The organism is Pseudomonas sp. UV AK001, assembly GCF_046097675.1.
GTDB classification, from domain to species: Bacteria; Pseudomonadota; Gammaproteobacteria; order Pseudomonadales; family Pseudomonadaceae; genus Aquipseudomonas; species Aquipseudomonas kribbensis.
Map to the genome: position 1 here is coordinate 1,266,513 of NZ_JBJUVZ010000001.1, position 19,615 is coordinate 1,286,127.

18 protein-coding genes and 1 pseudogene are annotated in these 19,615 nt (G+C 58.6%); 15 read left to right on the forward strand and 4 right to left on the reverse strand.

Annotation, left to right across the window (positions count from 1 at the left end; genetic code table 11):
- Positions 1–10: 10 nt before the first annotated feature.
- The 7 genes from ACKLNA_RS05725 (at position 11) to ACKLNA_RS05755 (ending at position 7,711) form a co-directional block, all read left to right on the forward strand.
- Positions 11–937, forward strand: a complete 927-nt coding sequence (locus tag ACKLNA_RS05725) for a carbohydrate ABC transporter permease (protein WP_119426385.1) — start codon at positions 11–13, stop codon at positions 935–937.
- Positions 938–945: 8 nt separating this feature from the next.
- Entirely contained in the window at positions 946–1,776 is an 831-nt protein-coding gene (locus ACKLNA_RS05730; RefSeq protein ID WP_085709773.1) for a carbohydrate ABC transporter permease, read from the forward strand.
- A 23-nt stretch (positions 1,777–1,799) separates the two neighbouring features.
- A complete protein-coding gene (locus ACKLNA_RS05735) occupies positions 1,800–2,903 on the forward strand; it encodes an ABC transporter ATP-binding protein (RefSeq protein ID WP_408985185.1) in 1,104 nt (367 codons plus the stop codon).
- 16 nt (positions 2,904–2,919) lie between these two features.
- Complete coding sequence (locus tag ACKLNA_RS05740; RefSeq protein WP_408985186.1) at positions 2,920–4,392, forward strand: mannitol dehydrogenase family protein; 1,473 nt, start codon at positions 2,920–2,922, stop codon at positions 4,390–4,392.
- Positions 4,393–4,597: 205 nt separating this feature from the next.
- Complete coding sequence (xylB, locus tag ACKLNA_RS05745) at positions 4,598–6,094, forward strand: xylulokinase (RefSeq protein WP_408985187.1); 1,497 nt, start codon at positions 4,598–4,600, stop codon at positions 6,092–6,094.
- 13 nt (positions 6,095–6,107) lie between these two features.
- Positions 6,108–7,046: a carbohydrate kinase family protein gene (locus tag ACKLNA_RS05750; protein ID WP_408985188.1), complete on the forward strand. Its 939-nt coding sequence runs from the start codon at positions 6,108–6,110 to the stop codon at positions 7,044–7,046.
- Between the two features lie 44 nt (positions 7,047–7,090).
- Positions 7,091–7,711 (forward strand): hypothetical protein, encoded by a 621-nt coding sequence (locus tag ACKLNA_RS05755; RefSeq protein WP_265814505.1) that lies wholly within the window; start codon positions 7,091–7,093, stop codon positions 7,709–7,711.
- A gap of 144 nt (positions 7,712–7,855) precedes the next feature.
- On the opposite strand, the gene ACKLNA_RS05760 is transcribed toward ACKLNA_RS05755, so the two are convergent.
- Entirely contained in the window at positions 7,856–9,157 is a 1,302-nt protein-coding gene (locus tag ACKLNA_RS05760) for an OprD family porin (protein ID WP_408985189.1), read from the reverse strand.
- A 363-nt stretch (positions 9,158–9,520) separates the two neighbouring features.
- Between ACKLNA_RS05760 and ACKLNA_RS05765 the strand changes: the two genes are divergently transcribed.
- Genes ACKLNA_RS05765 through ACKLNA_RS05780 form a run of 4 tightly spaced genes read left to right on the forward strand, consistent with a single transcriptional unit; the run spans position 9,521 to position 15,427 of the window.
- Complete coding sequence (locus ACKLNA_RS05765; RefSeq protein WP_408985190.1) at positions 9,521–11,593, forward strand: type VI secretion system tip protein VgrG; 2,073 nt, start codon at positions 9,521–9,523, stop codon at positions 11,591–11,593.
- A complete protein-coding gene (locus tag ACKLNA_RS05770) occupies positions 11,590–12,441 on the forward strand; it encodes a DUF4123 domain-containing protein (protein WP_408985191.1) in 852 nt (283 codons plus the stop codon). Before ACKLNA_RS05765 ends, ACKLNA_RS05770 begins: the two co-directional genes overlap by 4 nt.
- A 59-nt stretch (positions 12,442–12,500) precedes the next feature.
- Positions 12,501–13,292, forward strand: coding sequence for a hypothetical protein (locus ACKLNA_RS05775; RefSeq protein WP_408985192.1), 792 nt, complete (start codon positions 12,501–12,503; stop codon positions 13,290–13,292).
- 11 nt (positions 13,293–13,303) lie between these two features.
- Positions 13,304–15,427, forward strand: coding sequence for a lipase family protein (locus ACKLNA_RS05780; protein ID WP_408985193.1), 2,124 nt, complete (start codon positions 13,304–13,306; stop codon positions 15,425–15,427).
- Between the two features lie 90 nt (positions 15,428–15,517).
- On the opposite strand, the gene ACKLNA_RS05785 is transcribed toward ACKLNA_RS05780, so the two are convergent.
- Complete coding sequence (locus ACKLNA_RS05785; protein ID WP_408985194.1) at positions 15,518–15,814, reverse strand: hypothetical protein; 297 nt, start codon at positions 15,812–15,814, stop codon at positions 15,518–15,520.
- A gap of 494 nt (positions 15,815–16,308) precedes the next feature.
- Here ACKLNA_RS05785 and ACKLNA_RS05790 point away from each other — a divergent pair, with 494 nt between their 5' ends.
- Complete coding sequence (locus ACKLNA_RS05790; protein WP_408985195.1) at positions 16,309–16,575, forward strand: DUF2790 domain-containing protein; 267 nt, start codon at positions 16,309–16,311, stop codon at positions 16,573–16,575.
- A gap of 92 nt (positions 16,576–16,667) precedes the next feature.
- On the forward strand, positions 16,668–17,066 hold the full coding sequence (locus tag ACKLNA_RS05795; RefSeq protein ID WP_408985196.1) for a hypothetical protein: 399 nt from the start codon (positions 16,668–16,670) through the stop codon (positions 17,064–17,066).
- Here ACKLNA_RS05795 and ACKLNA_RS05800 read toward each other — a convergent pair.
- Positions 17,063–17,332 carry a DUF1652 domain-containing protein gene (locus ACKLNA_RS05800; protein ID WP_085709758.1) on the reverse strand — a complete coding sequence of 90 codons (270 nt, stop codon included), beginning with the start codon at positions 17,330–17,332 and terminating at the stop codon, positions 17,063–17,065. The two genes, ACKLNA_RS05795 and ACKLNA_RS05800, sit on opposite strands and share 4 nt — an antisense overlap.
- Positions 17,333–17,703: 371 nt before the next feature.
- Here ACKLNA_RS05800 and eco point away from each other — a divergent pair, with 371 nt between their 5' ends.
- Positions 17,704–18,189 (forward strand): serine protease inhibitor ecotin, encoded by a 486-nt coding sequence (gene eco, locus ACKLNA_RS05805; protein WP_408985197.1) that lies wholly within the window; start codon positions 17,704–17,706, stop codon positions 18,187–18,189.
- A gap of 20 nt (positions 18,190–18,209) precedes the next feature.
- Positions 18,210–18,515, forward strand: a complete 306-nt coding sequence (locus tag ACKLNA_RS05810; protein ID WP_085703035.1) for an NIPSNAP family protein — start codon at positions 18,210–18,212, stop codon at positions 18,513–18,515.
- Between the two features lie 15 nt (positions 18,516–18,530).
- Here ACKLNA_RS05810 and ilvA read toward each other — a convergent pair.
- Positions 18,531–19,532, reverse strand: a pseudogene (ilvA, locus tag ACKLNA_RS05815) (threonine ammonia-lyase, biosynthetic); the annotation flags it as partial.
- Positions 19,533–19,615: the final 83 nt, after the last annotated feature.

Sequence of the window (19,615 nt, forward strand, 5' to 3'; positions counted from 1 at the left end):
TGTAAACGCCATGAATACTTCAACTGCCAAAGCCCACATCGACTTGTCGCAACCCCGGCGCAAAAACCGCGTGGCCAACCCCGGCTGGTTTCTGGTCAGCCCTTCGGTGGCCCTGTTGCTGCTGTGGATGATCGTGCCGCTGGGCATGACCGTCTATTTCTCGATGATCCGCTACAACCTGCTCGACCCGGGCATCAACGAATTCGTCGGGCTGGATAACTTCACCTACTTTCTGACCGATTCGGGCTTCCTGCCCGGCGCCACCAACACCTTGCTGCTGGTGGGCAGCGTGCTGCTGATCAGCGTGGTGTTCGGGGTTTTGATCAGTGCGCTGCTGGAGGCCAGTGAATTCTTCGGTCGCGGCATTGTGCGGGTGATGCTGATTTCGCCGTTCTTCATCATGCCCACGGTCGGTGCGCTGATCTGGAAGAACCTGATCTTCCACCCGGTCTCCGGGATCCTTGCCTACCTCTGGAAGCTGTTCGGCGCGCAACCGGTGGACTGGCTCGCTCACTACCCGCTGCTGTCGATCATCATCATTGTCTCGTGGCAATGGCTGCCCTTCGCGATCCTGATCCTGATGACCGCCATGCAGTCCCTCGACCAGGAACAGAAAGAAGCCGCACGCCTCGACGGCGCCGGCCCCGTCGCGATCTTCTGGCACCTGACCCTGCCGCACCTGGCGCGACCGATTGCGGTGGTGGTGATGATCGAAACCATTTTCCTGCTGTCGGTGTTCGCCGAAATCTTCACCACCACCAACGGCGGCCCCGGCTATGCGTCGACCAACCTCGCCTACCTGATCTACAACCAGGCACTGGTGCAGTTCGACGTCGGCATGGCCTCGGCCGGCGGCCTGATCGCCGTGGTCATCGCCAACATCGCCGCGATCATTCTGGTGCGGATGATCGGCAAAAACCTGACTGACAAAGCCTGAGGCCCGCCATGACTCTTCAACAATCCCGCCGGCTGCAAAGCCTGCTGCTCGGCACGCTGGCCTGGGCCATCGCAATCATTATTTTCTTCCCGATCTTCTGGATGGTGCTGACCAGTTTCAAGACCGAAATCGACGCCTTTGCCACGCCGCCGCAGCTGTTCTTCACGCCGACGCTGGAGAACTACCTGCACATCAACGAGCGCAGCGATTACTTCAGTTTCGCCTGGAACTCGGTGGTGATTTCCTTCAGCGCCACCGCCCTGTGCCTGCTGATCGCGGTGCCGGCGGCCTACTCGATGGCGTTCTACGAAACCCAGCGCACCAAAGGCACGCTGCTGTGGATGCTCTCCACCAAGATGCTGCCGCCGGTGGGCGTGCTGATGCCGATCTACCTGCTGGCCAAGAGTTTCGGCCTGCTCGACACGCGCATTGCGCTGATCGTGATCTACACGCTGATCAACCTGCCGATCGTGGTCTGGATGGTTTACACCTACTTCAAGGACATCCCCAAAGACATCCTCGAAGCCGCTCGCCTCGACGGCGCCACCCTCGCCCAGGAAATGCTCCGCGTGCTGCTGCCGATCGCCAAGGGCGGCCTCGCCTCGACGGTGCTGCTGTCGCTGATCCTGTGCTGGAACGAGGCGTTCTGGTCGCTGAACCTGACCTCGTCCAAAGCCGCGCCGCTGACCGCGTTGATCGCCTCCTACTCAAGCCCCGAAGGCTTGTTCTGGGCCAAGTTGTCGGCCGTTTCGACCCTGGCCTGCGCGCCGATCCTGATCTTTGGCTGGATCAGCCAGAAACAACTGGTGCGCGGCCTGTCGTTCGGCGCCGTCAAATAAGAATCCGCAAAAGGAGCGCCACCATGGCCAACCTGAAAATCAAGAATCTGCAAAAAGGCTTCGAAGGTTTTTCCATCATCAAGGGCATCGACCTTGAGGTGAACGACAAGGAATTCGTGGTGTTCGTCGGCCCATCGGGCTGCGGCAAATCCACCCTGCTGCGACTGATCGCCGGCCTTGAGGAAGTCAGCGGCGGCACCATCGAACTGGACGGACGCGACATCACCGAAGTCAGCCCGGCCAAGCGGGACCTGGCGATGGTGTTCCAGACCTACGCGCTGTACCCGCACATGACCGTGAAGAAGAACATGTCGTTCGCCCTCGACCTGGCCGGCGTACCGAAAGCCGAAGTCGAGAAGAAAGTCGGTGAAGCGGCGCGGATTCTCGAACTGGGCCCGATGCTGGAACGCAAGCCGAAACAATTGTCCGGCGGCCAGCGTCAGCGCGTGGCCATCGGCCGGGCGATCGTGCGCAACCCGAAAATCTTCCTGTTCGACGAACCGCTGTCCAACCTCGACGCCGCCCTGCGGGTGCAGATGCGCCTGGAGCTGCTGCGCCTGCACAAGGACCTCAAAGCGACCATGATCTACGTGACCCACGATCAGGTCGAAGCCATGACCATGGCCGACAAGGTCGTGGTGCTCAATGGCGGCAAGATCGAGCAGGTCGGATCGCCGCTGGACCTGTATCACAACCCCGCCAACCTGTTCGTCGCCGGGTTCCTCGGCACGCCGAAAATGGGCTTCCTCAAGGGCAAGATCGCCCGGATCGATGGTGGGAGCTGCGAAGTCTCGCTGGACGCCGGCACACGCATCACCCTGCCGTTCAATGCATCGAACCTGAGCGTCGGCAGCGCCGTGACCCTGGGTATTCGTCCGGAACATCTGGAACTGGCGCAACCGGGTGACTGCACCCTGCAAGTCACCGCCGACGTCAGCGAACGACTGGGCAGCGACACCTTCTGCCACGTCAAGACCAACGCCGGTGAAGCCCTGACCATGCGCGTGCGCGGTGATCTGGCGAGCCGTTATGGCGAACAATTGAACCTGCACCTGGACGCCGCTCACTGCCATCTGTTCGATGCCGACGGCGTGGCGCTGACCCGCCCGTTGCGCGCCGCCGCCTGATTTCGAGACCGCCCCGATGAAACTGAACAAGCAAAACCTCAACCGCCTCGCCGCCGAGGTGAAACTGCCGGCCTACAGCCTTAGCGACACCCGCCAGGGCATCGCCCACATCGGCGTCGGCGGCTTCCACCGCGCCCATCAGGCGTATTACACCGACGCGCTGATGAACACCGGCGAAGCGCTGGACTGGGCCATTTGCGGTGTCGGCCTGCGCGCCGAAGACCGTCGAGCCCGGGACGATCTCAAGGAACAGGATTACCTGTTCACCCTGTTCGAATTGGGTGACAGCGACGACACCGAAGTCCGCGTCATCGGCGCGATCCGCGACATGCTGCTGGCCAGCGACAGCGCCCAGGTGCTGATCGACAAACTCGCCGATCCGCAAATCCGCATCGTCTCGCTGACCATCACCGAGGGCGGCTACTGCATCGATGACAGCAACGGCGAGTTCATGGCGCACCTGCCGCAGATTCAGCACGACCTGACCTACCCGCAACAGCCGCAAACCGTGTTCGGCTTCCTTTGTGCAGCGCTGTCCAGGCGACGCAAAGCGGGCATTCCGGCGTTCACCGTGATGTCCTGCGATAACCTGCCACACAACGGCGCCGTCACCCGCAAGGCACTGCTGGCGTTCACCGCGCTACTCGATCCCGACCTGCGCGACTGGATCGACGCCAACGTCAGCTTTCCCAACGCCATGGTCGACCGCATCACGCCGATGACCAGCACCGCGCATCGCCTGCAACTGGCGGACAAACACGCCGTCGACGACGCGTGGCCGGTGGTGTGCGAGCCGTTTGTGCAATGGGTGCTGGAAGACAAATTCGTCAACGGCCGCCCGGCCTGGGAAAAGGTCGGCGTGCAGTTCACCGACGACGTTTCGCCCTACGAAGAGATGAAGATCAAACTGCTCAACGGCAGCCATCTGGCCCTGACGTATCTGGGCTTTTTGAAGGGATATCGCTTCGTCCACGAAACCATGAATGACCCGTTGTTCGTGCGCTACATGCGCGCCTACATGGACCTGGACGTGACCCCGCAACTGGCGCCGGTGCCGGGCATCGACCTGACCGAGTACAAGAACACGCTGGTGGCGCGCTTCTCCAATCAGGCGATTGCCGATCAACTGGAACGGGTTTGTTCGGATGGTTCTTCGAAGTTTCCAAAGTTCACCATTCCGACGATCAATCGCTTGATTGCCGATGGGCGCGAGACCAAACGGGCGGCGTTGGTGGTGGCGGCCTGGGCGCTTTATCTGAAGGGCGTGGACGAGAATGGCGACACTTATTCGATTCCGGATCCTCGGGCGGCGTTTTGTCAGGCGTTGGTGGCGGAGGATGCCTTGATCACTGAGCAGTTGTTGGGGGTTGAGGAGATTTTCGGTACGGCTATACCGCGTTCGGCGGAGTTTGTCGCGGCGTTTGAGTGGTGCCTGAATAGTTTGCGGGAGGAAGGTGTGACGCGGACTCTCGAACATCTTCTGACCTGAAGAAAGCCCTCACCCTAGCCCTCTCCCGGAGGGAGAGGGAACCTACCGAGGTGTTTATTCGAAGTACATCGACCTGAAAGTCCGGAGCCGAACTCAGGTTTTGAAACAGATACAAATCTGCTCCCTTTCCCCCTCTCCCCTCTGGGGAGAGGGTTGGGGTGAGGGGTGGCTTTAGAAGTCGCCAAAAAACCAACAGGTTCACACCATGAACAACCAACAACTCTTCCTCGGCATCGACTGCGGCACCCAAGGCACCAAAGCCATCATCCTCGACGCCACCAGCGGTCAGGTGTTGGGCCAGGGCGCCGCCGCCCACACGATGATCAGCGGCGCCAACGGCCGTCGCGAGCAGGACACCGCGCAATGGCTGGAGGCCTTCGCCCTCGCCACCCGGCGTGCGTTGCTGGCGGCGAACGTCGATGGCCAGTCGATCCTCGGCATCGGTGTTTCCGGCCAGCAACACGGTCTGGTACTGCTCGACGACCAAGGCCAGGTCCTGCGCCCGGCCAAGCTCTGGTGCGATACCGAAACCACCGCAGAAAACGACCGCCTGCTGACTTACCTCGGCGGCGAAAAAGGCTCGCTGGAACGCCTCGGCGTGGTGATTGCGCCGGGTTACACCGTGTCCAAACTGCTATGGACCAAAGAACAACACCCCGCCGTTTTCTCACGAATCTCCAAAATCCTCCTGCCCCACGATTACCTGAACTTCTGGCTCACCGGCCGTAGCTGCAGCGAATACGGCGACGCATCCGGCACCGGTTACTTCAACGTGCGCACCCGCCAATGGGATCTGCAACTGCTGCGCGACATCGATGCCAGCGGCCGCCTGCAAGCGGCGCTGCCGGAACTGATCGACGCTCATCAAGCAGTCGGTACGATCCTGCCGGCAATTGCCGAACAATTGGGCATCAATCCCAATGCGCTGGTGTCCAGCGGTGGTGGCGACAACATGATGGGCGCCATCGGCACCGGCAATATTCAGCCGGGCGCGATCACCATGAGCCTCGGCTCCTCCGGCACGGTGTACGCCTACTCTGAGGCGCCGAAGGTCAGCCCGGATGCTTCGGTCGCGACCTTCTGCTCGTCCAGCGGCGGCTGGCTGCCGTTGATCTGCACCATGAACCTGACCAACGCTACCGGGGCGATTCGCGAACTGTTCGACCTCGATCTTGACACCTTCAATGCCCTGGTGGCCCAGGCCCCGATTGGCGCTGAAGGCGTGAGCATGCTGCCGTTCCTCAACGGCGAACGCGTGCCTCCCCTGCCCCACGCCACCGGCAGCCTGCATGGCCTGACGATCGATAACCTGACGCAAGCCAATCTGTGCCGCGCAGCGGTTGAGGGCACCACCTTCGGCCTGCGTTTCGGACTGGATCTGTTGCGCCAGAATGGTTTACAAAGCCGCAGCATTTGCCTGATCGGCGGTGGTTCGAAAAGCGCGGTGTGGCGGCAGATCGTCGCCGACATTATGAACACCCCGGTGATCTGCACCGAGCAAAGCGAAGCCGCCGCCCTCGGCGCGGCGATTCAGGCCGCGTGGTGCAAGTCATGGTCAAACGGTCACGAAGACACTCTGGCCGACCTGTGCGAGCGCTGTGTGAAGCTCGACCTGAACAGTGAAACCCTGCCGGTTGCCGCCAATGTCGCAGCCTTCCAGCAGGCCTATGAACGCTATCGACTGCATGTCGCAACCTTATAAAGAGCAAACAACTATGTACCTGGTGTGTGGCGAAGCGCTGTTCGATTTCTTCAGCGAAGACGATGCCGGCGGGCAGGCGTCGAAAGTCAATTTCAAGGCGATTGCCGGCGGCTCACCGTTCAACGTGGCGGTGGGTTTGCGCCGTCTGGGCGTGGACTCGGCACTGTTCGCCGGGCTGTCCACCGATTACCTCGGCCGGCGCTTGCAGCAGGTGCTGCAGGACGAAGACGTACGCCCGGATTATCTGGTGGACTTCGCCGCGCCGACCACGCTGGCGATGGTCGCGGTGGGTGCCAATGGCTCGCCGCACTACAGCTTCCGGGGTGAAGGCTGCGCCGACCGCCAGTTGAGCCTGGCGCATCTGCCGACGCTGGGCCCGGACGTGCGTGGACTGCACTTCGGTTCGTTCTCGCTGGTGGTGCAACCGGTGGCCGATACCCTGCTCGCCCTGATCCAACGCGAAAGCGGCAAACGCCTGATCAGCCTCGACCCGAACGTGCGCCTCAATCCCGAGCCGAACATTGAGCTGTGGCGTGAGCGGATCGCCACGCTGGTGGAGCTGGCGGATCTGATCAAGGTCAGCGACGAGGACTTGAGCCTGCTGTATCCCGAGCAGGATCCGCAACGCGTCATCGAAGGCTGGCTGCAGCATCGCTGCCAGGTGGTGTTCCTGACCCGTGGCGGTGAAGGCGCGACCGTATTCAGCCGTGCTCACGGTTCATGGTCGGTGCCGGCAAGCTCGGTAAAAATCGCCGATACCGTCGGCGCCGGCGATACCTTCCAGGCCGCGTTGATTACCTGGCTGACCGAACATGAACTGGATTCGGTGGAAGGTGTTCAGCATTTGGGTCGCGAACAGATCGAAGGCATGCTCAGGTTTGCCGTACAGGCCGCCGCTCTTACATGCAGTAAAACAGGTCCGGATTTGCCTTATCGCCACCAGTTGACCTGACCGCGTAGACTGGCGCCCTTTTTTGCACGACGGGATGACGGCTTTTGAATTCGGGGCGCACGGTTGGACTTTTGATTTTGGCGGCACTGTTGAGTGGTTGCGGAACATCGCCGCCGCGTTCGCCGGAAAACCTCTGCGAGATTTTCCGCGAGAAAAGTGATTGGTACGATGCCGCGCAAGTCACGCAAAAGCGCTGGGGCGTACCGATCCAGGTGCCATTCGCGATCATGTATCAGGAGTCCGGCTACCGCTACGACGCCAAGACGCCGCGCAAATACCTGTTGTGGGTGATCCCGTGGGGACGCGTCACGACCGCAGCGGGTTACGCGCAGGCCAAGGATGAAGTCTGGGCCGACTACCAGAAAAGCACCGGCCGCCACGGCGCCGACCGCGAAGACTTCGATGACGCCATCGACTTTGTCGGCTGGTACATGGACAAGACCACCTCGATCAACGGCGTATACAAGTACGATGCCTATAACCAGTACCTCAACTACCACGAGGGCTGGGGCGGTTTCCGGCAGAAGACTTATGCCAGTAAGGCGTGGCTGCCGCCGGTGGCGCGCAAGGTGCAGAACCGCTCGGACATGTACGGCCAGCAATATGCGGCGTGCAAGGATGATTTGAATCGCGGGTTCTGGAGCAGGTTCTGGCATTGGCTCTGACCCTCGGAGCCCTTAAGGACGCATTCGCGAGCAAGCTCGCTCCCACAGGTTTCCCGGGTGCTCACTAAATTGTGGTCACCCTGAATCCCTGTGGGAGCGAGCTTGCTCGCGATGGCGTCAGTTCAGACACCGCCGATCTATGGGTTACAACACCGAAAAGTTGTAACTCACGATCAACCGGGTCTCATCCACGTCCCGGGCGAACTTCTCGTAGTTCGTCCGATACGTCGCGTTACGCAAACGCAGGCTGACATCCTTGAACGTTCCGCTCTGGATCACGTACTTCAATTCGCTGTCGCGTTCCCACTCTTTGCCTTCCTGATCGCTGCCCGGGACCTTGATGTGATCGCCGTTCACATAACGGGTCAGGAAGCTCAGGCCGTTGATGCCGATGGCCTTGAAGTCATAGTCGTAACGCAGCTGCCAGGAACGTTCCTGCGCAGCGGCGAAGTCGTTGACCTGCACGTAGTTCACCAGGTAAGGGTTGCTGCCATCGAGGTACGGCATCGAATTGTCGCCGTTCATGCGCTGCCAGCCGGCGCTGAAAGTGTGGCCGCTGATGCCGTAGGACAGCATGCCGCTCAAGGCGCGGTTGTCGATGGAACCGGCCTTGGCATCACCACTGTCGGCGCTTTTCAGCAAACGCAGATCGGCTTTCAACACACCATCGCCCAGCGGCTGGTTGGCCAACAGGCCGACGAAGTGCTGACGATAGATGTCTTCCAGCTCGGCGTAGTGATACTGCGCGGTCAGGCGATCGTTGATCTTGTAGTCGAAGCCGTACATGTCGAAATGATCGGCAGTGGTGTTGCACGCATAGCGCTTGTTCTTGCAGTGCACGCGGATGTCCTGGGAATCGGTCGAATCCCGGGCGGTGTACTTGTCCAGGCGTGCGGCCATGAAGGTCAGGTCCTTCACCTCTTTGGAGGTCAGCATCGCGCCGTTGAACATGGTCGGCAGCAGACGGCCGTCGTTGTACTTGAGCAGCGGCAGATCCGGCAGCAGCGCGCCGTATTTCAGCACCGTGTCCGAGACTTTCACCTTGGCCGTCAGGCCCATCTTCGCGTACTGACCTTTCGATCCGCGCGGGTTGTCGCCACTGGATGGCAGCAGTCCGCTGTTGCTGCGATCAGGGCTGGAGTCGAGCTGGAAGCCCGCCATGCCCAGCGCATCGATCCCGAAACCGACAGTGCCTTCGGTGTAACCCGATTGCAGATTGAGAATAAAACCCTGCGCCGACTCTTCGCGCTTGGATGCGCCCTGATCATTGGAGGTGTGCCCATCACGGAAATCGCGGTTGAAGTACACCGTGCGCGATTCGATCTTCGCCGTGGTGTCTTCGAAGAAACCGCCGGCCTGAACCTGCGCGGTAAAACCGGCGCACAGCACAAAGGCTCCGAAGCCAAGCGACTGGCGCGGGGTGATGAGGGGAAATGGGGGACGCATTGAAAACTCCAACAGAACAACGATTGCGCAGGGGGCGCAAACAAACCAGAAATAGCTCCCGTCCCGGAACATTGAAGAACCGGAAGGAAGTGAACACGCGGGGGTGAGCGCCCATGATGGCAGATGGCTTTGACGTGCCACAGGCGACTTTAGTCTGAAACTGACTGATTGTTCTTGAGCACCGGCGCGGGCGATTACACGGGAACTGTCGCCCGCAAGTGCCGGTTTCACGGGGCGAAACCACCGGTCTAAGGGTTTTCCTGATGGGCTGCGGCCCGCGCCTCTACGGCATTTGCGCCTTGAACGAGGCCGTTTAATCCTGCACCATCCGCCCACGCTAATCCAAAGGACGGAAATCAAGGCATGCTGGACGCCAACGCTACCCACATTACCCTCACGCTCGAAGGCGCTTCCGCCGATCTGCAAGTCCTCAGTTTCACCGGTCGCGAAGCCCTCAACGAACCGTTCCGTTTCGACATTGAACTGGTCAGCGCCCGCCCCGACCTCAACCTCGAAGAACTCCTGCACAAGCCCGGCTGCCTGACTTTCGGCGCCACCGGCGAGGGCAAGATTCATGGCCTGGTGTATCGCGTCGAGCAAGGCGACTCCGGCAAGACCCTGACCCGCTACAGCCTGAGCCTGGTGCCACAGCTGGCCTACCTGCGGCACAACCATGACCAGCAGATCTTCCAGCAACTGACCGTGCCGAAGATCATCGCCCAGGTGCTGGAAGATCGCGGGATCCTGGCCAACGCTTACAGCTTCCAGCTCGGCGCCGAATACCCGGAACGCGACTACTGCGTGCAGTACGACGAATCCGACCTGCATTTCATCCAGCGCCTGTGCGAAGAGGAAGGCATTCACTTCCACTTCCAGCACAGCAGCAGCGGCCACAAACTGGTGTTCGGCGACGACCAGACCGTTTTCCGCAAACTGAAACCGGTCAACTACCAGCAAGACTCCGGCATGACCGCCGACAAACCGGTGATCAAGCGCTTCAACCTGCGCCTGGAAACCCGCACCAGCCGCGTCAGCCGTCGTGACTACGACTTCGAGAAACCGAAGATCCTGCCCGAGGGCGCGGCCAAATCCGCGTTCATGCCGGACCTCGAGGACTACGACTATCCCGGCCGCTTCACCACCCGCGAGCGCGGCAAGTTCCTCTCGACCCGTGCGCTGGAACGCCATCGCAGTGACTACAAACTCGCTGAAGGCAAAGGTGACGAGCCGACGCTGACCACCGGCCATTTCCTGACCCTGGCCGAACACCCGCGCGCCGAATGGAACGATATGTGGCTGTTGCTGGAAGTCTTCCACGAAGGCAAGCAGCCGCAAGTGCTGGGCGAAAACGTCACCAGCGACGTCACCGACAACAAGAGCGATTTCCACCAGGGCTACCGCAACAGCTTCGTGGCCACCCCGTGGGACGCGCACTACCGCCCTGCCCTCGAACACCCGAAACCGAAAGTCCTCGGCAGCCAGACCGCCATCGTCACCGGTCCCGGCGGCGAAGAGATCCACTGCGATCAGTACGGCCGCGTGAAGGTGCAATTCCACTGGGACCGTGACGGCCAGGCCGACGACAAGACCACCTGCTGGTTGCGCGTCGCCAGCGGCTGGGCCGGCGCGGCCTACGGCGGCATCGCCATCCCGCGCATCGGCATGGAAGTGCTGGTGACCTTCCTCGAAGGCGACCCCGACCAGCCGCTGGTCACCGGTTGCCTGTACCACAAGGAAAACGTCGTCCCCTACGACCTGCCGGCGAACAAGACCCGCAGCACCTTCAAGACCCTGAGTTCACCGGGCGGCAAGGGCTACAACGAGTTCCGCATCGAAGACAAGAAAGGCGTGGAGCAGATCTACATCCACGCCCAGCGCGACTGGGACGAGAACATCGAGCACGACCAGAAGATTCGGGTTGGCAATGAACGGCATGACACGGTCGAAGCCAATGTTTTAAGTGAATTCAAGGTTGAAGAACACCGCATCACTCATCTGGATCGTGTCAGTGAGATGCGGGCGAACGATCACCTGACCGTGGGCGTGACCCGCCATGTGAAGGTCGGCACCGGGCAGTTCGTTGAAGCGGGTACGGAGATTCACTACCACGCTGGCGAGAAAGTGGTGATTGAAGGCGGGATGGAGCTGACGGCGAAGGCTGGGGGGAGTTTCGTCAAGGTGGATGCGGGTGGCGTGACCATCAGCGGTGCGGAGGTGAAGGCCAATACCGGTGGTGCGCCGGGGGTGGGTTCCGGTATCCAGATTCTGGACCCGGTCATTCCGTGGGCCGCTGCCAAGGACAAGCCCGGCGCCCTGCTCGTCCCGGCTGCCGTCCAAATGGCATTGGCCAAAGCAGCGCGCAAGGCAGGCGACACCCGTTGCCCGATCTGCGAGGCCTGCCGTGAAGGCAAATGTGATCTGGGAGCCGTGGCATGAGTGACGCGCTCAATAACTGGCTGGGCGAACAGTCTCGCCTCAATCGCGTCCTGATCCTGGTGCTCGACTGCCTCGCCGAACCGAACCCGGTCACTCCGTTGTACAGCGCCGGCGTAATGCAGCGCTCAGTGCAGCTCTACCGACGTACCGAGTTCGCCCAGTTCGCCTCCATCAGCCCATGGCTGACCGAACTCGAAAACCCGGGCAGCGAAGCGTTCACCCAATTGCTGGATGACCCGCAGCGCAACTGGGGCTGGATCGGCAGCATGGATAAGGCCGATCTCGACAGCCTGACCCAGCACTGGATCGCCCGCATGGTCATCGACGAGGACGGCGATCGCTCGCTGTTCCGCTTCCAGGACAACCGCGTACTCGCCCGTTGCCTGGCCAACATGAAAGAAACCGAATGGCCGCTGCTGCTCGGCCCGATCAGCAGCGTGCTGTATTGGGATGAAGATCAGTGGAAAAGTGCGGACAACAGCAGGCCCGGCATGTATGCGGTGCCGAATCCGGCGCCTTGGCTTGAAGTCCCTACGCCGCCGGAACGAACTCGCGAAATCCTGCGAGCCAACCTGAAACGCTGGCTGCTGGTGTATCACGCCGAAACCGCTGCAAAACTTTCCGAAACCCGCCCAATCCTCGAATGGCTGGAAGAACAGATGGATCTGCTCGAAGCCTGGCAATGGAACACACCAGAGCAACGGGAATTCATGTTGCCCCTGCGCCTTAACCCCAAAAATGCCGGGGATGTGGCCTGGCAGCCCTTGCCGGGGGAAACGCCGGAAAAGCATTTCGAACGGTGCGAACGGTTTTTCGCTGATCACAGCGATGACGCCGCACTGAATTGAATTCAAGACCTTGGGCGTCACTCGCTCGAAACGACCGCCACGGGACAAAGGACAATCAAATGCGTCATCGCAACGTTTTCAATGGGTTTATTCGTAGTTTGATGATTGGACTGGGTGCGATTGGGGCTACTGGTTGTTCGGTTGCTCAGCAGGACAGCTTTACGTTGGTGACGGAGCTTCCGCCGGGGTTTGAGGTGAAGGGTGAAGCCATCTATGCTCCTCGCACTGGAGAAACCTGCAAAGTCCCGGCAAAAAATGGCAAGAATCATCCTGGGTTAAAAATTTTCAAACAGGAACTGAGTGAAAAAGCTCAGACAGCGCAGTTTACGATCCCGCTTTCCAGCACTGACGGCGGCTGCCCTCTGGTTTTGGAGCGTTTTGATTACGAAGTAGATGCAAAATATGGTGCAGCCAGACTTAACTTGGGGCGAGATTACACCAGCATTGCGTTCGACGACGCCACAGCAAATAACCAGCCTTCTCTCTCACCTCTTTTATTAAAAAGAGAATGCGAGTGGCTATTTCGAACAATCGGATCAAATCGATACATAACAAAGATATTGAAATGCAAGGCAATAGGTACTTCGCAAGATGAAAAAGACTCTGCCACCAGTTCATTGTCGCGAGCTCAACTGGCAGGAAAGACGCTGACTGTAGAGTTTTCCCTTTCAAAGGAGGAACGCCCATATATGGGCGATACGTGGATCAAGTTCCCAGAGGGATGGAAGCGTTGCATGGGCGAAAATCTTGATGATCAATACGGATTTTGTCGCGGTAACAAAAAAGACTTTAAGTCCTTTAAAATGCCCGACGGTCGCGAGTGCACTGTTTACCCAAACTGTACTGAATAAGGATATTTTTTATGGCATCCCAAAACACTTGCGATCCCATGTTAAGCGAAAAGTCGGAAGCCTGCCCATTGCGTGGCGACTGGATCAGTTTTCAACTGGTTGATGAAAATGGCGACGGCAAGCCATACGCAGGCCTTGCGTACGTCTTAAGCGATAGCGCCCATCAACAATACATCGGCGTACTGGATGCAAATGGTTCGGCCAAGGTCATAAACCACTATCAAGGACCTGTTGTACTCACGGTTGATAGCCCTTACAAAGGTACAGAGAACCTCTACAACGCTCTTTCTCAACGAAGCAGCTATCCGCTCCCAATTACTGAACTCCAAGTAAGGGCAGAGAAAACACGCTTTGTAAGAAAGGATGGCACGCGCGTTGAAAACAACCCTGCAAAAAATAACGCTCAGCAATTTTTTCACGTTGAAGTTAAGGACCTTGTAAGCAAATCCGCTCACCTGCCCCCTTACTCAACGAGAAAGTACCCACCAAACTTTAGCCTGCTTAAAATTATGGGTGACTTGGGATTTGGCCCAGAGGAGTCAGAGCTTGGCGGAGTTGCATTATTACCTAACAAGCATACCGTTCTGGAGGTCAGACCGTTACGCGCTTTCCGGCCAATACTTTCGAAAGACAACAAATTCAGCGCATTAAATCTTTATCAACTTTCTTTATTCGCCGCTTTAAGCTATTGCAATTTCGGTCAATCACCAGCTGAAAACCCGATAGATACGGTTAGCTTCCCTCTCGATCCTAGTGTCGGAAACATGTTTGCCGAGGGAATGGCTAGTTACAAGGAACCTTGGAAAGTTAACGCTGGACAGGCAAAACCTTACTACCCTTTATACGAAGATGTTCCGTATTCCAAGCGATTCGAGATTTTGCCTTTCGATCCAACTCTTTATGATCAGAACAAACCTGACTTAAAGGAAAAACAAGAGCACCCTGCGAAACTGCATTTCTTTGACGACAGCGATGAAGGAACTAACACTCAAGCCTTCATAACTCATCATGACGAAATAGTATTGATCGCCGTCCGGGGCACATTGGAACTCGTTGACTTTGTGCGCGATACAGATGCTGAGCAGATTCCCTTTGCAGCGGGTGTCGGCAAGTCTCACCAAGGCTTTTACGAGGCCTATGACGCATTGAGTAAACTTGTCGAAATTTATCTCGGCCAATTTCACACTGGGCAAAAGATAATTATCTGCGGGCACAGCTTGGGGGGAGCAATCGCTACACTCCTTGCTGAGGCCTTAAGACGGCATCCAAATGGTTATGACATTTTGCTTTATACCTACGGCTCGCCAAGAGCCGGCGATGCCGACTTCGTGAATGGCGCAGCAGCTTTGGCGCATCACCGCATGGTCAACGACAACGACCCAATCCCGAGTGTTCCGGCGCCTTGGATGAACACCAGAAAAAGCGTCTGGATACCTGGCTTGGTACTCAGCTTCGTTACTGCTCCTCTAGGTGCTCTGATTTTTGCTCTGGGTTTGACGCGAATCGGTGGAGCACCTTATGAGCACCAAGGTGAGTTGCGCCATTTCATGCCGGTGCATTTCAAGGGACGCGAACAATCTGCTGTGCTCTGGAATCCCGGATGCGAGTCCATCGAAGAAGCCGCCTGTACACGAGCAGTGAAAAAGTTCGGCGACTTGCCTGATCGTGCCATGTTTATCCAGCAACTGTTCCAGATGTCTGACCACTACATGGTCCCATCCTACATTCCAAATGCATGGGCGACGCTTCGCCGATGGCAGCAAACTCAAGATGCCGGCCGTACAGTGGTGACCAAGACTGAATACGATCAGATCTACTATCAACTACAGGAAATGCAGGAACGCTTGAAAGCCAAGGAAGCTGAACTCAATCACTCCTTCCAGCCTGATCGTCGAACTGTTCTACAACAAATCAATTCTCTCAGAGCTGAGATGGGGCGCATCGATACGTCAAGACAACGACTGCACACTCTAAGCTTCCAGAAACTCACGCCGGAAGATATCTACGGCTCCGCGACCCAAGGGCCAGAACATGACATCAATATTGAACGCTGGCTGGCGAAGAAAGAGAACAATGTTGAGGTTCAGCTCGCGATGATTCCTCAGGCGGGCAGTGCTCAGCTAAGGACTGCGTGATTCGGTATGAACATCCGATCTCACCGGCTTCATCCTGCCCTATGACCAAGGGGAGTCCAGACGGACTCCCCTTTTTACTTTTGTGTTCCGTTAAACCGGCGCCTGCCAGTTCAACATTCTCTGCTGAGCTACCTGCAGCAAATCATTGCCATCCTGCGCCAGCAGATACAGCGCATGGGTGATGTGGGGAATGTCCTGGACATCGGCGTGTTTGAAGCACAGGCAATGCAGGGTTTCGAGCAAGTCGGCGGCGGCGCGTACGCGCTGGACGGCGGCTTCGAAGATGTCTTGGGGGTTGGCTTGGGTGTCGATGACCAGCGGTGCGCTGTCGGTGACGCCGCTGTTGAGCGGGAGGTAGCGGGCGGAGCTTAGTTTCAGTATTGGCATTGGAATTACTCAAGGCAGCTTGAATGTAACCGCCAGCACCGTGACCAAACGATGGGGAGGCGGACTGTGTACAGGCTTGGTCAACCGAGAACCACCCGACTCGGCTCGCCCGAAGGCGACCCTGCACACAGCCGCCACAGCAATGCACTCCACAGACACGAATGTCCGTCGGGGCGAATAATGGCACACATGCACAGGTGATTACGTTAGGTGACCAAACCTAAGTCGCTGATTTTGCAGCGACACCAAACCATAACCGCCCCGCTCCAGCCGCCGGAAGCAGACAAGGCACCGGTTCCTGTAGGAAGGCGCCGAGAATCCCCCGAGAAACAATCCCCCGTCAGACAGCCGGCATTCAGCCGGGTTAACCCTCGCTTAACGCCGTGGTCAAAGACTCTAGTCATCCGCACGCTCTCAGCCGATGCTGACGCCCAGTGCGGCAGGTCTGGCGTGTTTCACGCCGGGCTTTCATTCCGTCGCACGGGAGTTTCTCCATGAACATTCGTCCGTTCCTGCTCTCCACCGTCCTCGCCTGCACTGCGTTTGCCGGGCTGGCCCAGGCCAATGACACCACGACGACCAAAGCGGTGCCGTACACCTATGGCATGCCGTTGAATGTGGCCAAAGTGGTCTCGATGACCGAGCAGCCAACCAAGGCCTGCAAAGTGATCGATGCCGACATGAAGTACATCGATACGTCAGGCAAACCCGAGGAAATCACCTACCGGAAAATGTCTGACGCCTGCGACTTCCAGAACTGACAGAAAGCTCTGATTTGTGGCTTTGCGGTAGGCGGGCAAGGGGCTCGAAGGTTATGCTCGGGGGCCCCTCCTCACTGCCGCAAGGATTCGCCATGCAGTTGTCGTTTCGCACGTTGTCGACCATCACCTTTTCCCTGTGTTTTCTGTTGGCGCTGTCCTGGGGCCTCGTGCCGCAAGTACTGCTTTCGATCTGGAGCATTGAATACTCCGAGGCAGCAGGATTTGTCGCACGACGCATGGCGGTGCTGTTCGCGGCGTTGGGAGTGATGTTCTATCTGGTGCGCAACGCGCCGGTGTCGATCGCACGCGATGCAATGAACAACGGTTTTATCGTCGGCTGTTTTGGTCTGGCGGTGCTGGGGTTTGCTGAATGGCTCAACGGCCATGCCGGCCCCGGGATTCTGCTCGCGGTGCTGGTCGAGTTCGCGCTGGGCCTTGGTTTCGTGCAGGCCCGGCGCGTGACAGTCGAACTGGGTGAAACGGTCGGTTAAACGACTTTGGATCGCGGCACTGAATGATGAGTTGCCGTGTGTTGCGCGAGATTGGAGCGCAACCCGGCGATCAGGCCGTTGATTTCGCGACAGCTGTTCAAATGACTGGCATCGATGCCACTCACCAGCAAATCGACCTGATCGGTCCGATGGTCGCCATAAACCTTGACGGTCATCGACAGATCCGGGGACAGCGTGCACTGGCAGCGTTTCGGCAGAAAGCTGCTTTCAATGATATTGCGTAGTTCCAAGGCAGACAGAAACATGGCGAACCCTCTCCTTACTGTGAGACTGCCAATCAAGTATTCACATTGACCGTTGCCACTGTTCCCGGCGGGTGTATCCCCGCTGAATCCCTGGGTATGGCAAGCGGTTGTACTGCGAAATGCCCATTGGAGTGTAGGCGCACAAACTCGGTGCGCCGCACCAAATCAACGCATAAAACGTGCCTTTCATCGGGTCGACTTCACCTCCTGCCAAATCAATGACTTGGCGAAAACGCAGGCAAGTGGCCAGTTGCAAAATGCAAGATCCGATCGTGCAGGCACTGCAATTTGCATGCGGCTGGCGGTTTGCATTCATTGCCCATGGCAGTGAGAATGCCCATCAACCAACGTACACCCGCCAGGAGGCTTCAATGGGAAATTTCACTGTTTACGCGACGGCCGGCCTGATGCTTGCGAGCGTCTCCACCCTCACCCACGCCGCCAAACTCGAAGACACGGCGCCCTACCCCAAAGCCGAAGCCGGATTCACCCGCCAGGTCATTCATCTGCCGCAGCAGGCCCAGGAAGAGAATTTCAAAGTCGAAATCCTCGCCGGCAAGACACTCGAGGTGGACTGCAACCGCCAACGCCTGGGCGGCACCCTCGAAGAGAAAAACCTCGAAGGCTGGGGCTATCCGTTCTACCGCCTCGAAAAAGTCAGCGGCCCGATGAGCACCCTGATGGCCTGCCCGCCCGGCACCCAGAAAAAGCGCGCCTTCGTCCCGGTGATCGGTGACGGCTTCACCGTGCGCTACAACAGCAAACTGCCGATCGTGGTTTACGCACCGACGGATGTCGAAGTGCGTTATCGCATCTGGTCGGCTTCGGACAAAGTCGGCACTGCCATTCCCGAGTAACTTGCCAAGGAGCAGCGGCATTGATTACCTGCCACGTCAGATACGTGATTGATCCCTACCAGCTCGACGCCTTCGAAGCCTATGCCAAAACCTGGCTAGGCATCGTCGAACGGCTGGGCGGAACGCATCACGGCTATTTTCTGCCCTCGGAAGGCGCGAGCAACATCGCTTACTGCCTGTTCAGTTTTCCGTCGCTGGCGGATTACGAAAGCTATCGCCACATTGCACTGACCGACCCGGAAAGCACGGCACTGGTGGCCGATCTGGTCGAAAAGAAGTTCATCGTCAGTTACGAGCGCAGCTTTCTGCGCCCGTTGTTGCCCTGAGCACTCTTAGGCCACATCGCCGGCCGCAGCGCGTTCGGCGACGTGGCGCAAGCTGTCGAAGTTGATATTGGCGCCGGAATCGATGGCGATCAGCGTCTGATTCCGTGCGCCGGTCTGCACCACGTACTTTTTGATACCCGCAACCGCCAACGCGCCGGAAGGCTCGGTGATCGAGCGGGTATCGTCGTAGATGTTCTTGATCGCCGCGCAGAGTTCATCGTTGCTGACGGTGATCACTTCATCGACGCAGAAGCGACAGATCTCGAACCCATAGGCGCCGATCTGCGCCACGGCCACGCCATCGGCGAAGGTGCCGACGCTGGGCAGCACCACTCGCGCATCCGCCTGCAACGCAGCTTTCAGGCAGGCCGAGTGCTCCGACTCCACGCCGATGATCCGCACCTCCGGCCGCAGGTATTTCACATACGCCGCGATGCCGGCGATCAACCCGCCGCCGCCCACCGGGACAAAAATCGCATCAAGCGCGCCCTGATGCTCGCGCAGGATCTCCATTGCAACGGTGCCTTGGCCGGCGATCACATCGGGATCGTCGAACGGCGAGACGAAGGTTCTTCCCGTCTGCTCGGCCAGTTGCAGCGCGTGGGACAGGGCGAACGGAAAGCTTTCTCCATGCAACAATGCCTCGGCTCCGCGACTGCTGACGCCCAGCACTTTCAACTCAGGTGTTGTTGCCGGCATGACGATAGTCGCAGCAATGCCCAATTCACGCGCCGCCAGTGCTACGCCTTGAGCGTGATTGCCCGCCGACGCCGTGATTACTCCGCGCGCCTTCTGCTCATCGCTCAACTGCACCAGTTTGTTGTAGGCACCGCGAATCTTGAAGGAGAACGTCGGTTGCAGGTCCTCGCGCTTCAGCAGAATCCGGTTGCCCAGCGCCTCGGACAGCGCCGGTGCCGGTTGCAGCGGCGTGCGCACCGCCAGTTCATACACCGGCGCGGCGAGGATCTTTTTCACGTATTGCTCAAGCAAGGCTTGCTGGTCGGGGCTGTGGCGCATGGTCGTCTCCTGACTTTTTATTCAGAACCCCGGAGACAGAAAGTAAAAACCCGCCTCTAGGGCGGGTTGGGTGCTGCAGTCGT

Bases quoted from the DNA above. Each gene is read 5' to 3' on its own strand.
- ACKLNA_RS05750 (WP_408985188.1), top strand. From the start codon at position 6,108: ATGTACCTGGTGTGTGGCGAAGCGCTGTTCGATTTCTTCAGCGAAGAC.
- ACKLNA_RS05785 (WP_408985194.1), bottom strand. From the start codon at position 15,814: ATGCCAATACTGAAACTAAGCTCCGCCCGCTACCTCCCGCTCAACAGC.
- ACKLNA_RS05800 (WP_085709758.1), bottom strand. From the start codon at position 17,332: ATGTTTCTGTCTGCCTTGGAACTACGCAATATCATTGAAAGCAGCTTT.
- ACKLNA_RS05760 (WP_408985189.1), bottom strand. From the start codon at position 9,157: ATGCGTCCCCCATTTCCCCTCATCACCCCGCGCCAGTCGCTTGGCTTC.
- ACKLNA_RS05770 (WP_408985191.1), top strand. From the start codon at position 11,590: ATGAGTGACGCGCTCAATAACTGGCTGGGCGAACAGTCTCGCCTCAAT.
- ACKLNA_RS05735 (WP_408985185.1), top strand. From the start codon at position 1,800: ATGGCCAACCTGAAAATCAAGAATCTGCAAAAAGGCTTCGAAGGTTTT.
- ACKLNA_RS05740 (WP_408985186.1), top strand. From the start codon at position 2,920: ATGAAACTGAACAAGCAAAACCTCAACCGCCTCGCCGCCGAGGTGAAA.
- ACKLNA_RS05765 (WP_408985190.1), top strand. From the start codon at position 9,521: ATGCTGGACGCCAACGCTACCCACATTACCCTCACGCTCGAAGGCGCT.
- ACKLNA_RS05795 (WP_408985196.1), top strand. From the start codon at position 16,668: ATGCAGTTGTCGTTTCGCACGTTGTCGACCATCACCTTTTCCCTGTGT.
- xylB (WP_408985187.1), top strand. From the start codon at position 4,598: ATGAACAACCAACAACTCTTCCTCGGCATCGACTGCGGCACCCAAGGC.
- ACKLNA_RS05790 (WP_408985195.1), top strand. From the start codon at position 16,309: ATGAACATTCGTCCGTTCCTGCTCTCCACCGTCCTCGCCTGCACTGCG.
- ACKLNA_RS05780 (WP_408985193.1), top strand. From the start codon at position 13,304: ATGGCATCCCAAAACACTTGCGATCCCATGTTAAGCGAAAAGTCGGAA.
- eco (WP_408985197.1), top strand. From the start codon at position 17,704: ATGGGAAATTTCACTGTTTACGCGACGGCCGGCCTGATGCTTGCGAGC.
- ACKLNA_RS05730 (WP_085709773.1), top strand. From the start codon at position 946: ATGACTCTTCAACAATCCCGCCGGCTGCAAAGCCTGCTGCTCGGCACG.
- ACKLNA_RS05775 (WP_408985192.1), top strand. From the start codon at position 12,501: ATGCGTCATCGCAACGTTTTCAATGGGTTTATTCGTAGTTTGATGATT.
- ACKLNA_RS05725 (WP_119426385.1), top strand. From the start codon at position 11: ATGAATACTTCAACTGCCAAAGCCCACATCGACTTGTCGCAACCCCGG.